This is a genomic window from uncultured Devosia sp. (assembly GCF_913055165.1).
Lineage (GTDB): Bacteria > Pseudomonadota > Alphaproteobacteria > Rhizobiales > Devosiaceae > Devosia.
This window is the reverse complement of sequence record NZ_CAJXJS010000015.1, coordinates 42,408-55,665: the sequence shown is the minus strand read 5'-3', so window position 1 is coordinate 55,665 and position 13,258 is coordinate 42,408. Positions and strand designations below refer to the sequence as shown.

The window sequence follows — 13,258 nt, the reverse complement described above, 5'->3', positions numbered from 1 at the left end:
TTCATCTCCCCTCTGCTGAGCCACTTGCCGCTAGCTCTTTGGAGAAAATCGGTCCGACACCCTCATCTCTGATATTTCCATCACTATCGCGCAGGAGAAACAGGGCGTCGAGCCTACTTTGGCGGGCCATTTCTGCGCCCCTGACGGGACCGAGCACCATGAGCGCCGTGGCCCAGGCGTCGGCCTCGGCACAGGTGCGCGCGATGACTGTGACAGAGGCCGGCGATGCGGTCAGCGGCGCGCCGCGCCTTGGGTCCATCGTGTGCGACAGACGTTGCCCCTGCACCTCCACCCAGTGGCGGTAGTCGCCCGAAGTGGCCACGGCTGCATCCTCAAGCGTGAGAATCGATTGAGGCACCCGACGCTTGGGGTCCGGCGCCTCGACCGCGATGATCCAGGCGTCGCCGTCCAGCCGGAGGCCCATGGCGCGCATTTCCCCATCAATTCCGACGAGCCCGTCAGCGATCCCATGGTCGCGCAGTGTCTCGGCCAGCCGATCAACGCCATGGCCCTTGGCGATGCCGTTGAGGTCGAGTGCCAGGGCTGCGGATTTGCGGACATGGTCGCCGTGGATCTCGAGGATTTCATGCGCCGGACGACGCACGGCGGACATCGCGGTACGGATGCGTTCGGGCGCAGCGCCCTCCGGCCCGAAGCCCCAGGCCGTCACCGCATCGCCCATACCGACGTCGAAGGCCCCGCCCGAGGCCCTGCCGATATCGAGACCGAGTTGCAAGAGCGCGGCCAGCTGCCGGGGAACTGCCAGCCATTCGCCCACTGGCGCTGCGTTGAGCCGCATCAGATCGCTGGCGGGCTTCCAAGTGGACATCTGAGCATCCACGTCGTCCACTGCTGCTTGCAGAGCCGCGCGGATCGGCTGGGAGTCGAGACCCGGTTCTGCAAAGAATAAAGCGGACCAGCGCGTACCCATCGTGGGGCCGTTGAGGGCGACCCGGACGTTCTCAGTAGACATCTTCGACATATCGTCCCTCCGCTTTCAGAGCTGCTGGCGTGAACCCGGCCGGCGCAAGAATTTCGGCAAGGGCCTCGGCCACGCCTGCGGCCATGTCCCGTCCGCCGCAAACCATGATGCGTGCCCCGTTGCGGACGAGTTCGGCGACCTGAACCGCCTCTCCTCGCAGCGCGTCCTGCACGTAGTGGGGACGCGCCCCGCGCGAGACGGCCGTGACCAGTCGGGTCAGGCGTCCCTCACCCTGCCAACCGGGCATCTCCTCCCCGTAGAAATAGTCACTGTCTGGATGGCGCATGCCGAAGAACAGGTGGAGCGGCCTGCGGCGCGCATTGCCGCGCACGAAGCCCGCGAGCGGCCCGATGCCCGTCCCTGCGCCGATCAGGATGAGTGGTGCCCGGCGCCGGCCCGGACGGAAGCTGGGGTTGCGGCGGAGGAAGGCAGACACTTTGTCGCCCGGCTCAAGCGCCGTCAGTTGCCCCGAGCAGAGACCGCCGGGATGCCTCTTGACCACGATCTCGATGAAGCCGTCACGGCGCCCGGAGGCGAGGGAGTAGAGCCGCGGGACGGCGGTGCCCTCGGGCAGGATGCCGATCAGGTCACCGGCCTGGAACCGGGCGAACCCGACCCCTCGCAGCCTTTGCCAAAGCGAAGTATGTGGAAGCGCGAAGCGCAGGATTGCGGTCGGGGCCTGCACCTCGGAGCCGTAATCGCGGCGCGAGACGAGGGTCAACCTGTCGATGGCTGGCAGGACCGGCTGGTGCGACAGGTCCAGCGCGATGCCGAGCACCTCTCCTAGCGCTCGGCCCCAGCGCGCGAAATCCTGTGGTGATTGGCGGTTGATGGTGTCGAGCGGCAGGAGTTCGGGCCAACCTTTCCTCCGCGCCGTCTGTGCGACTGTCCTGGCGAAGGCGCAATAAGCCGGAAAACTGCGGTCCCCGAATCCGAGCACGGCCAGGCCAATGTCCGGCACTGGGTCGGACGTGTTCAGCCGGTCGACAAAGCGTTTCGCCGAAGCCGGCGCCGCCCCGTCGCCATAGGTCGCGGCAAGCAGGAGGATGCGGCGGGCCTGAGTGTAGCGTTCGGGAGCGAAGCTCGACATCGGGCCGACATGGACGCTCTGTCCGGCCTCGGTGAGGGCGGCGTGAAGCGTCGCGGCGAAGCCCCAGGTGCTGCCGCCCTCACTGCCGACGAGCAGGATCGTCTCGGCGCGCCCCGCGGGCTGATTGCCCCGGATGCGCGGCCGACCCCGCCGCCCGCCCAGCCAAACCAGAAGGCCCGTCGCACCCATTGCCGGCATACCGAGCGCCGTGATCCCAAGCACGACCCCGAGCGTCGCCGCGCCCTGTCCAGTGTGCAACATGTAGATGGTCTCCGAGGCACGCTCCCATCCCGTCAGCTCGGCCCAGGCCAGCAGGGCCCCGTCGCCCTGATCGAGATATCCACTACCCTGATCGGTCTTCAGCGTGAAAACGTCCGTCGCGTCACCGGGATAGGGAAAACTCAGCTCACGCAGTTCGGTGACAGGCAGCTGTTGCAGCGTGGGCATCTGGTCGAGCGAGAACCCCGTCTCACCGCTCACGATGGTGGGGACGGCGGGTTGGGTACCTCCGTCTGGCAAAAGATCGAAAGTGGAGGCCGTCATCCACAAGGCAGTCGTGGAGGACAGAACCAGGCCGACGACGGCGATGCGGGCGATCTCGACATGCACCCGGCTCGCGAGCGGTCCGCGCAGGGGCTTGAACCATTGCCGCCAGCCGCCTGTCCGCCGCGCGACCAGCGCTGCGCCGGAGAGCGAAAGGACCAGCATCGCAGCAGCACCCATGGCCATGGCGATGCGCCCGCCATCCCCGAGGAACAGCGAACGGTGCAAGTTGGTGAGCCAGCGTTCGACCTGGTTCGGATCGGCCGAGCCGATGCCCTGACCCGTTGCAGGATCGATCACGGCGGCGCCCGGCGCCCCCTGGTCGAACCAATAGGCCGTGATCCGTCCTGAAGGCGAGCGGCGGATCTGCTCGAGGCCGGGATAGACGGCCTGGATCCGGTTAGCCAGAGCGGCGACGGTCAGTTCGGCTTCCGCCTGCGGCGTTGCGATGCGCTCAGCCGCAGGAAAAACCGACAGCGCTGCGCCGCTCAAGCTCAGGACGGTGACGAGCGCGAGGGCAAGAAGACCCGGCCAGCGATGGAGTGCGCGGATCATGGCCATTCCCTCAGTTGTAGGTGAAACTGGCAATATAGCGGCGCCCAGCGACCGGCGAGCCTGTCCCCCCGTTCGTCAGGGGCACGGCCACCTCGTTCGGGCTGTCGCGCATATCTTCGGCCGCGGCATCGATGTGGAGCGTGTAGCCTGCATCGAAGAGCGCATCGGCCAGGTCGAGCGTGATCTCGAGCGTGCGCCCCGCGCCGACACTGGCGCCGGTGATGCCGTTCACCTGGCCGGCATCTCCGCCTGTGGCGCGGTACCAGTCGCTCAGGTGCTCGTAATATTTGGACTTGCCGCCGGCCATCCAGAGACTGCCGACATAGGCGCCCGAGGCGTCGGTGACGTAAAGCGCAAGATAGGCGCCGTCGCCGCCATAGCTGTTGAGAGTGGTGGTGAGCGTCACCGGCCGCGCCATGGCGAGGCCGGGAAACGTCAGCGCTGTCGTCAGCGCGAGCGTTGCGAGGAGCGATTTCATTGGATGATCCCTTGTTGTGAGAGTGCCGCCGAGCGGGTCAGTTCACCTGAACTTGTGGAGGAGCGCCGTTCCCGAAAAGACCGTTCTGCGGCGGGGCGACAGTGCCGGCGGGTTTGGGATTGCGGGTCCCATTGCGACAATCGTCGTCATCGTCATCGTCATCATCGTCTTCAAAGTTGCCGCAGTCGTCATCGTCGTCGTGGCCGCGCGACGTCCTTTCTTGCCAGTGATTGTCGTCATCACCATCGTCGCCTGCCTGAGCGAGCGACATGGTTTGCGCGCTGTCGTCGAAGAGTGCCGCGACGGACCGGAGGACGCCGTCGGTCGGGGCATGCATCGCGCTCCAGGCAGGGACGCCGATGGCGACTGTCAGCGCCGTGGATGCGACCAGGAGGGTCAGGATCTTTTTCATGGCAGGGTCTCCTTTTGTCTGCTGGGGACAATCTGGAGAGCCGACCTGAGGACATCCTGACGCCTTGGCTGCTTCCGCTTCAGCTTGCCGTCAGGAACATTTTCGGTTGCTGCAGGACCAGTCCCGTCAGGGTGTGGAAGATGGGGACTAAGGATCGGGGCTGGAGATCGACGCAAGTGGACATTCGCGCCGGATCTTGCGCAAACATGGTGCGGGTTAGGGGCGCGCAGCGCGAAGATATGACAGACCGAATTCACCCTCGGGTGTGCGGGTCAGCCAGCAACACCGTCTTTCTGTTCCTGGAGTAGACGATCGTCGTCGTCCTCATACTCAACCTCGATGACCTGCAGCGTTGCCGGGTGGACGGTCACTTCGATCCGGCGCCCTTCGGCATCCCGGCCATCGATCTCGTAGCAGCCGTCATCGATCTTGATGCGGCGTACAGTCCAGCCGTTCTCCTCAGCCAGTCGGGCGACGGCGTCGCGCGGCTGCCAGTCGGTCATCGGCACGAAACAATCGTCGTCCGCCAGCGCTGCGCTGGCCGGGAAGACCGCAAGAAAGCCGAGAATTGTCAATGTCTTCTTCATGCGCCAAACTCCGCGCTGCGGTCATATTGATACAATTCATGCAGGGCAAAGCTGACAACAGCCTGAACGGGCCCAGCCCACCACTTCAGCTTCCTGTCAGCCGGGCGGATCATGGAGGGTTATCGGAAAAGGACGGGGACGAGGATGCGCATCCTGCTAATCGAGGACGACACGGTTCTGGGGGCTGCAGTGCGCGACCAGATCGCGGCCGATGGCCAGTCGGTGGATTGGCTGACGCGGCTCGACGCTGCCGGCAGCGCGGTGAAGTCCACGCCCTACGATCTGATCCTCCTCGACCTGATGCTGCCCGATGGGCGCGGCATTGGGTTTCTCAAGGGATTGCGTGCACGGGGCGACGTGACGCCCGTCATTATCCTCACCGCACTCGACCAAGTGTCGGATCGGATTGAGGGGCTGAACGCTGGCGCCGACGACTACCTGGTCAAGCCCTTCGATCTCGCAGAGCTGTCGGCCCGGATCGGTTCGGTGGCCCGCCGCTATAGCGGCAATCCGAACCCCATCGTGACTCATGGACCGCTGGAGATCGATCTTGCCGTGCGCAGCGTTCACTGTGACGGCAGGCCGGTGCAACTGACAGCCCGTGAGTGGGCGCTGTTGGAAGCCTTTCTCGCGCGCCCGGGGCAACTTCTGTCCAAGGCTCAACTGGAAGAAAAGCTCTATGCATTCGACGCCGAGGTGGAGAGCAACACCATCGAAGTCCATGTCAGCCGGCTGCGCAAGAAGCTCGGCGCAGCCGTCATCGACACCGAGCGCGGCTTGGGCTACCGGCTGGGCAAGGCATGAAGTGGCCGGCAAGCCTTCGTGGTCGACTGAGCCTCTCGCTTGGTTTTGCGCTGACGGTGCTGTGGCTACTGGCTGCGACGGTGACGTCCGTGATTGTCCGCGACGAGATGGACGAGGTGTTCGACAGCGCCCTGCGCGAAACAGCGGAACGGATCCTGCCGCTGGCGGTGACCGATATCGTGGGTCGGGAAGAGCAGGGGATCACACAGCGACTTGCTCCGATCCGGGGGCACGACGAGTTCTTCACCTACCTCGTCCGGGATGCCGAGGGGCGCATCCTTCTGCAGTCGCACGCGGCAGATCCTGCGCTGTTTCCGCCCTGGGACGGGCCAGGCTTTCGGCAGACGGCAACCCACCGATTCTATAGCGACGCAGCACTTCAGGAGACTATCCGCATCACCGTTGCCGAACCGCTGGCCCATCGAGCGTCGGTCGCACGGGAAATCCAGATGGGCCTTGGGTTGCCGCTTCTGATCATGCTCCCTGTCGCGCTGGCGGCCATCGTACTGGCGGTCCGTTTCAGCCTCGATCCTCTGCGCCGGTTTCGTTCGCGGCTTGAGGTGCGCAGCGCCCGTGACCTGTCGGAAGTTCCTGCGCACGATCTGCCCACGGAGATCGGCCCCTTGGCCGAAACGCTCAACAGCCTCCTGGTCAAGCTCCGCGAAGCGTTCGAGGCCGAACGCAGCTTCGCCGCCAACGCCGCTCACGAGTTGCGGACTCCCCTTGCGGGGGCCATCGCTCAGGCGCAACGACTTCGATCTGAAACCGAAGACAAGGCTGCCATACAGCGTGCGGTCGACATCGAGGAGACGTTGAAACGCCTGACGCGGCGGACGGAGCGCCTGATGCAACTGGCTCGTGCCGAGGGCGGACGTCTCCAGTCCGACACGCCATACGATTTAAGGACGGCCGTACGGCTGGTCATTGACGACATGACTCGTAGCCCGCAGTCGCCGCCGATTGCGCTCGACCTGCCCCGGACCCCGGTCTTTTCGACAATCGACCCCGACGCATTGGGAATCGTCTGCCGGAACCTAGTGGAGAACGCGCTCCGTCACGGCTCTGGCAATGACGAGGTTCAGCTAACCATCACGCCAGGCGGCGATCTGGTCGTCGCAAATTCTGGGCCAGTCTTGGCCCCGGATGTCCTTGCGCACCTGACTGATCGCTTTCACCGTGACGTGCGCAAGGCGGACGGCAGCGGTCTTGGGCTGACCATTGTCGCCGCAATCGCGACGCGCACTGGGGGCCGGCTTACGCTGGCATCGCCGCGGGCAGGCGCGCAGGATGGATTCGAAGCGCGTTTCCGCCTCCCTACGACGACATCTTCAATCTGATCGGCAATGCTCGGTCGGTCTGGTCTCAAGCTCTGCCGCAGAAGGGTGCTGCAACCACGCGTCCCCAACCTGATCCTTCTCTAGTTGCCTTGCGCAACCAAGCCAGGCGACGTGCCGCCGTCGGTCTGGTCAAGAAAGTATGCGGTTGTCTGGCCTTTCTGGCAAAGGCAATGGGCCGGACCGACTGTAGAGATGCCGGTCCGGCGCTTAGCTCATCCTGGGTCAGAGCGACGTGTCGAGTGGTGGCAGGCCCGCACGTTTGCGGATCGCGGCCTGGCTCTCTGCTGCCTCGGCGAGGATTTCTCGAACCTCTACTCCGACCAGCGCGCCAGCCTGCTTTCGAATGTGGCCGTCGACGATCACCGTATCGACATTGGATGGCAGCCCGTGCTGGACCAGTTGAAACGTCATGTTGGTGTTGGCCGCCGGGATCATGTTGAGAGCGTCAGTGCGCACGGCGATGATGTCTGCCCGCTTGCCGGGTGTCAGCGAGCCGACCTGATCACCAAGCCCGAGAACGTTGGCGCCGCCGCGGGTGCCGATTGCGAGCGCGTCGCGGTAGCTCAGAAGCCATTGTGGAGCGGCCTGCACGATACTCATCAGGTTGGGATTGTTGGCCTGCTGGATGCGTCCAGCGTTAACAATGGTGCGAAGCATGGCGAACGGATCGGCTGGCGTCTGCGCGGTGACATCGACCGTCATGCTGATCTGGTCCAGCGGTACGCCTCCGGCGAGCAGGGCATGAATTGGCGGCAGCCCCGCTCCGATCATGGGATCGGTACCGGGACAGAGGGCGACGCCCAGATGCTTGTCGAGGATCAAGGCGATCTGCTCGGGTGTTACTGCCGTGCCGTGGGTAAAGAGGAATTCGGGGCCCAGCAGGTCCGGTTGCGCCAGCGAGCCACCGTGATCGGTAATCGGCCGTAAATCGAGATTGCGTGCGAGCTCCACACGCTCGGAAAGCGCCTCGCCGGCTCCATCGAGAATCATGCCAAGGCCGATCCTGCCGCCGCCGTTCGACGCGATCCAGTCCAGCATGGCCTGTACTTGATCACGCGTGGTCGGCTGACCGCCCAGAAATCCTGCCAGCCCCATCTTGGCGCGAATGCCGGTATCCGCCAACGCGCGAAGCTCCGCCTCGGCATCTTCGATGGTATCTGCGCCGTGTGCCCAGTTATGGCAGGTTGTAAAACCGGCACTGAGCGCCTCGAGTGCAGCGTAACGCACTGCGATGTAGTGGTCTTGGGGTGTATAGTGCGCCGCCAGGCCGTGCAGGGCGAAATAGGAACTGGCGTCGTTGGCCATGCCGCGCCAGATGCTGTTCCACATATGCCAGTGCGTATCGACGAAGCCTGGCATGACAACCGTGTTGCGGGCGTCGATCTCCAGAGCGCCGGGAGCCGCGATCTCAGGCGCGACCTCGACGATGCTGCCGTCACGGACGTGCACGTCGCCAGTCTCCAGGTCGCCAAGGGCTGGGTCCATGCTCAGCACGTAGCCACCGCGCAGCACGATTTCCGCGGCCTCGCTGGCATTGGACTGGGTCGCCTGGGCGAACGCCTTGCCCGCCAGGCCCAGCGCCATGGCTCCGCCGAGGGCGCCCAATGCCCCACGGCGTGACAGGGCCAATCTGTTCTCTACATTCATGTCGATATCCTCCCGGCCCGTTTTTCCGGGCTCGGCGATACCATCGTCGCAGAGCGTGTCGGGGTTCAAATCGATTGATTTACGACCCGGTATAAGCGCCGTTTATGGGAACGGTTCTGAGTAATGCTCGCCCGCAACTCACGGCGCAGCCACTGGAGACCCGCATCGGCATTGGCACGGCTGTGCCATTGCATGGCGAGGCGAACCGGCGGGATCGGGAAGGGTGGCCGGAAATATCGGAGCTGGGCGGAGTGGGAAAATATCTCCGCAGTCATCCCGGGAAATGTGGCCAATCGCCTGCTACCGCTCACGAAAGATGGAACCAGCGCGAACTGGTCGAGCCGTACTGCAATGTGCCTGTCGAACTCGGGAACGCCCAGGACTGAGGGGAGGTATGGCAGCCCTCCGATAAAGACCTCGACATGGTCGGCGGTGCGAAACTCCTCCAGCGAAAGCGTGTCGCTGGTCCAACACTGCGCGCAGGCGATGACCGTATGCTCCTCCTCGAACAAGAGTTCCGCGGGATGGGATGGACTGGCTACCCGCTCAGGCACGATCAGCAGATCAAGCTGCCCGCTCTCCAGCTTGTCCAGGCTCACTCCGGTCGGCGTGAGCAGCGAGTAACGCAGCTTGGGTGCGAGTGGATCAATGCGCTGTAGCGCGGCGGCGAGAAGCCCCTGGATCACCGTATCTGCGGCTAGGATTCGAAATTCGCGATCAGAGGTCTCGGGATCAAAGGAGCCGGAGGACACCAGATGGTCGCTGATATAGGCCAAGGCCTGTGCAGCGGGTAAGCGAAGGCTTTCGCCCAATGGGGAAAGTGTCGCGAGTCCTGTCCCGGTGATCAGCAGTTGGTCGTCAAAATAGTCGCGCAGCCGCGCCAGGGCCGCGCTCATCGCAGGCTGGCTGATGCATGTCAGTTCGGCGGCACGAGATACACTGCGCGTCGTCAACAGCGCGTCCAGTGCTACGATGAGATTTAGGTCCAATCCTTTGAAGCGCACTCCACCCTCCCCGGGCAAGACCTTAGCAGGAGCAGGCGACATGGTCTTTTCCAATACAGCCATCTTCCGGCAGGTTGTATCCTTCAATTGATGGCGCGATATGTCGTCGAAGTCGACCCTACGCACCAGATGCCTCCCAGGCCTTCCGTCGCCCAGGGATCGGCGCCCATCATATAACCTCGCATGTCCCGTGGTTGCCGAACCTCTATCCGGCGCGCCATGATCGATCTGACCGCAGGATCGCATCCGTGGTCTTGCTGCTTTGCGCATGATCTCTGGCTCTTTCGGGAGAATGCCAACGCAAATGTGAATTGCGAGGGAAAGCGCCTTCACTGCGAGGCAGACGAGGACGTCCAGTGCATCAATCTCTCCAGAGCGTGTTCTGCTCATGCTGCTGGATGAAGCGCGAAAGGTTGCGGAACTCGGTATCGATGAACCGACGGAAGCGGCGCACGGTGGGATTGGCCGCCTCGGCGTCCTTTGTGAGGATGCCCAGCATGCGCTCGGGGTGGCCAATGCGGATGGACAATGCAGCGAGCACCCTCTGGCGCCGCGCCATGAAAACCACCGAATGGGGCAGAATGGTCAGCGCGTCTGAATTGGAAAGAATGGCCGTCATCGACGCCAACGTCCCGCCGGAAAACGAAATGCGGGTGTCTGTCACGCCGATATCTCGCAAAATGTGGCGCATGTCCTCGTAAAGGGGGCTCGACGCAGGCGGCGCAATCCAGGGGTAAGGGGCAATGTCTGTCAGCCGCAGCGAACCCTTGCGCAGCAGCGGGTGATGGCTGCTGCAGGCAATGACATTGCGGCCCGGCAGCACCGGTACGAACTGGAAACCCGGTGCCACTGCCGCGGGATTCATTGGGCAAATGGCCACGTCCAGCGTTCCCGCATCGAGCTGATCCATCAGTTCGCGTGCATAGCCGTATGACTGCTCGATCCTGACCTGCGGATTGTTCTGCTGAAATTCCGCAATCAGCGTGGAAATGACCCCGTCCATGAACACCGGGGTGCCTCCTATCCGCACCATGCCTCTATGGCCTGAGCGAAACGTGGTGACGATGGCCGAGGCCGTATTGCCTGCGGCGAGAATTCTTCGCCCTTCACCCGCCAGGGCCAGGCACAGCTCGGTGGGCACAAGGGGACGCTTGTGCTTTTCAAACAGTGGCGCGCCAATTCGTGCCTCCAGCATCGCTATCGTCCGCGAGACGCTTGGCTGTGCGCGGCCAATGGCCTGTGCGCCCTCCGTGAGGCCTCCGCCATCAACGATGGCTGCAAGAACTTCGAGATGTCGTGGGTCGATCTTCATAACATCAAGTTATGTTATGCTGCGTAAATCCGATCAAGCCGGTATGTTATTCGTGCAAGTCTAGCCTCGCCGCTGAAGGGCAGGGAGGCCTTGGTGTCGCATTTTACGTCCAGCTTTGCTGCTCAATTTGCCTCGGTCCGCGTGCGCTTCGGCGCCGGTATTCGCAGCCAGGTGAGTGAGGAAATCGCCAGGCTCGGCTGCAAGCGCGCGCTCGTTTTGTCGACGCCTCCACAGGCCGATAGTGCCATGGAGATGGCCCAGGAGATCGGCGATCTGGTTGTTGGCGTCTTTACCCGCGCAACCATGCACACGCCCACGGCTGTGACAGACGAGGCCGTTGCCCACGCCAACTTAGTGCGCGCAGACTGCCTGGTCGCCATTGGCGGCGGCTCGACCACCGGGCTCGGCAAGGCGATAGCCCTGCGTACCGACCTTCCGCAAATCGTGGTCCCAACCACCTATGCCGGGTCCGAGGCCACCAACATTCTTGGTCAGACCGAGAATGGCGTGAAAACCACTCTCACCGACGCCAAGGTGCAGCCTGAAGTCATTCTCTACGACGCGGAACTCGTAAAAACGCTGCCGGTCGGCATGACCGTTACGAGCGCGCTCAATGCCATGGCGCATGCGGCCGAAGGCCTTTATGCCAAGGATCGCAATCCCGTATCGACGCTGCTGGCCATTGAAGGGCTGGAGGCCTTTGCCGAAGCCCTCGACAATGTCGTGGCCAATCCTGCCGACCTCGAGGCGCGCGGGCGAACGCTCTATGGCGCCTGGCTCTGCGGTACCGTGCTGGGGCAGGTGGGCATGGCCCTGCATCACAAGCTCTGCCACACGCTGGGCGGTTCCTTTGATCTGCCTCATGCTGAAACCCATGCGGTGATCCTGCCCCATGCCCTGGCATTCAACGCGCGCGCAGCAGGCAGGGAGCTTGAGCCTGTAAGCCGCATCTTCGGCAACGCCAATCCCGGCCGGGCGCTCTACGACTTCGCCACCCGGCTTGGTGCGCCGCTGGCGCTAATGGAGATCGGCATGCGCGAGGAAGACCTCGTCAAAGCCGCCGAACTGGCAACGTCCAAACCCTACTGGAACCCGCAACCGGTGACGAAGGAGGACATCGTCACCCTGCTGGAGGCCGCCTTCCGGGGCGATCCGCCGGCATTTTGAACCAAGCCGAAAGGCTCATGATTTTTGGGAGGAGAACCCATCATGATCACCCGTCGCAATCTGCTTAAAGGCACAGCCGCCACCGGCCTCATCGCCGCCACCGGCGCCTTCCCCATGCCCGCCATCGCCCAGGGCGCCAAGATCCGGGTAGGCTATGTCAGCCCGCAATCGGGGCCGCTTGCAGCCTTTGCCGAGGCGGACAACTTCATCCTCTCCAACTTTGCCAAGAGCGAGGCTGCGGCCAATTTCGAGATCATCGTCAAGGACAGCCAGTCCAATCCCAACCGCGCAGCCGAAGTCGCGCAGGAGCTGATCATTGACGATGAAGTCGATCTGATGATGGTCGCTTCCACGCCCGAAACCACCAACCCTGTGACCACGACCGCGGAAGCCGAAGGCGTGCCGCTGATTTCCACCGTGGCGCCCTGGCAGCCCTGGTTTATTGGACAGCAGGGCAACCCCGCCGACCCCGAAAGCTGGCGTCCATTCGAATATGCCTATCACTTCTTCTGGGGCCTTGAAGACGTCATCTCCGTCTTCACCAACATGTGGGGACAGCTGGACACCAACAAGATCGTCGGCGGCCTGTTCCCGAATGATGCCGACGGCAATGCCTGGGGCGATCCGAACACCGGCTTCCCGCCCGCGCTGGCCGAACAAGGCTTCCAGATGTTTGATCCGGGCCGCTACCAGAACCTCACCGACGATTTTTCAGCACAGATCAACGCTTTCCGCCAGGCCAATGCCGACATCATTACCGGCGTGCCGATCCCGCCCGATTTCACCACCTTCTGGACCCAGGCCCGTCAGCAGGGCTTTACGCCCAAGGCGGCGTCGATCGGCAAGGCCATCCTGTTCCCACAGGCCGTAGAGGCCCTTGGCGACACCGGTCACAATCTATCCTCGGAGGTCTGGTGGTCGCCGAGCCATCCGTTCAGTTCATCGCTAAACGGGATGAGCTCCAAGGAGCTGGCTGATGCCTATGCCGCCGAGACGGGCAAGCAGTGGACGCAGCCGATCGGCTTCGTGCATGCGCTGTTCGAGATGGCAGCGGATGTGATGAGCCGCGTCAGCGACACGGGCAATGCTGACGCGGTGGTCGAGGCCATTGCCGCGACGGATCTTCAGACCATTGTCGGCCCCATCAAGTTCGACGGCGCCGGCCTGCCACCCTTTGCTGCCAGGAATGTCTGCAAGACCCCGTTGGTTGGCGGCCAGTGGCGCAAGCGCGATGGCGGCGGTTACGACCTCGTCATTGTGGACAATAGCGGCCACGACAACATTCCCACCGGCGGAACGATGGAAGCCATTTCCTGATCCAGACCAATCCGGCCGGGCGC

12 protein-coding genes are annotated in these 13,258 nt (G+C 63.5%); 4 read left to right on the top strand and 8 right to left on the bottom strand.

What is annotated here, in order from left to right:
- Position 1: 1 nt before the first annotated feature.
- The 5 genes from QZ564_RS07275 to QZ564_RS07255 form a co-directional block, all read right to left on the bottom strand.
- Complete coding sequence (locus QZ564_RS07275; protein ID WP_297107043.1) at positions 2-982, bottom strand: FAD:protein FMN transferase; 981 nt, start codon at positions 980-982, stop codon at positions 2-4.
- Complete coding sequence (locus tag QZ564_RS07270; protein ID WP_297107040.1) at positions 963-3,170, bottom strand: PepSY domain-containing protein; 2,208 nt, start codon at positions 3,168-3,170, stop codon at positions 963-965. The genes QZ564_RS07275 and QZ564_RS07270 overlap by 20 nt, the downstream gene beginning before the upstream one ends.
- Positions 3,171-3,180: 10 nt before the next feature.
- The gene (locus tag QZ564_RS07265; RefSeq protein ID WP_297107037.1) at positions 3,181-3,648 is read right to left on the bottom strand and encodes a DUF2271 domain-containing protein; all 468 of its coding nucleotides are present in this window, start codon (positions 3,646-3,648) and stop codon (positions 3,181-3,183) included.
- Positions 3,649-3,685: 37 nt separating this feature from the next.
- On the bottom strand, positions 3,686-4,060 hold the full coding sequence (locus QZ564_RS07260; RefSeq protein ID WP_297107034.1) for a hypothetical protein: 375 nt from the start codon (positions 4,058-4,060) through the stop codon (positions 3,686-3,688).
- A gap of 272 nt (positions 4,061-4,332) precedes the next feature.
- Positions 4,333-4,647 carry a PepSY domain-containing protein gene (locus QZ564_RS07255; RefSeq protein ID WP_297107031.1) on the bottom strand — a complete coding sequence of 105 codons (315 nt, stop codon included), beginning with the start codon at positions 4,645-4,647 and terminating at the stop codon, positions 4,333-4,335.
- Between the two features lie 144 nt (positions 4,648-4,791).
- Between QZ564_RS07255 and QZ564_RS07250 the strand changes: the two genes are divergently transcribed.
- A complete protein-coding gene (locus tag QZ564_RS07250) occupies positions 4,792-5,451 on the top strand; it encodes a response regulator transcription factor (protein WP_297107028.1) in 660 nt (219 codons plus the stop codon).
- Positions 5,448-6,788, top strand: a complete 1,341-nt coding sequence (locus QZ564_RS07245; protein ID WP_297107026.1) for an ATP-binding protein — start codon at positions 5,448-5,450, stop codon at positions 6,786-6,788. Before QZ564_RS07250 ends, QZ564_RS07245 begins: the two co-directional genes overlap by 4 nt.
- A gap of 222 nt (positions 6,789-7,010) precedes the next feature.
- On the opposite strand, the gene QZ564_RS07240 is transcribed toward QZ564_RS07245, so the two are convergent.
- The 3 genes from QZ564_RS07240 to QZ564_RS07230 form a co-directional block, all read right to left on the bottom strand.
- Positions 7,011-8,435 carry an amidohydrolase family protein gene (locus QZ564_RS07240; RefSeq protein ID WP_297107022.1) on the bottom strand — a complete coding sequence of 475 codons (1,425 nt, stop codon included), beginning with the start codon at positions 8,433-8,435 and terminating at the stop codon, positions 7,011-7,013.
- A gap of 65 nt (positions 8,436-8,500) precedes the next feature.
- Positions 8,501-9,565 carry a LysR family transcriptional regulator gene (locus tag QZ564_RS07235; RefSeq protein ID WP_297107019.1) on the bottom strand — a complete coding sequence of 355 codons (1,065 nt, stop codon included), beginning with the start codon at positions 9,563-9,565 and terminating at the stop codon, positions 8,501-8,503.
- A 235-nt stretch (positions 9,566-9,800) separates the two neighbouring features.
- Positions 9,801-10,751 carry a LysR family transcriptional regulator gene (locus QZ564_RS07230; protein ID WP_297107016.1) on the bottom strand — a complete coding sequence of 317 codons (951 nt, stop codon included), beginning with the start codon at positions 10,749-10,751 and terminating at the stop codon, positions 9,801-9,803.
- 93 nt (positions 10,752-10,844) lie between these two features.
- Between QZ564_RS07230 and QZ564_RS07225 the strand changes: the two genes are divergently transcribed.
- Both QZ564_RS07225 and QZ564_RS07220 read left to right on the top strand, forming a co-directional pair.
- Positions 10,845-11,918, top strand: coding sequence for a maleylacetate reductase (locus tag QZ564_RS07225; RefSeq protein ID WP_297107014.1), 1,074 nt, complete (start codon positions 10,845-10,847; stop codon positions 11,916-11,918).
- Between the two features lie 42 nt (positions 11,919-11,960).
- The gene (locus QZ564_RS07220; protein ID WP_297107011.1) at positions 11,961-13,235 is read left to right on the top strand and encodes an ABC transporter substrate-binding protein; all 1,275 of its coding nucleotides are present in this window, start codon (positions 11,961-11,963) and stop codon (positions 13,233-13,235) included.
- Positions 13,236-13,258: the final 23 nt, after the last annotated feature.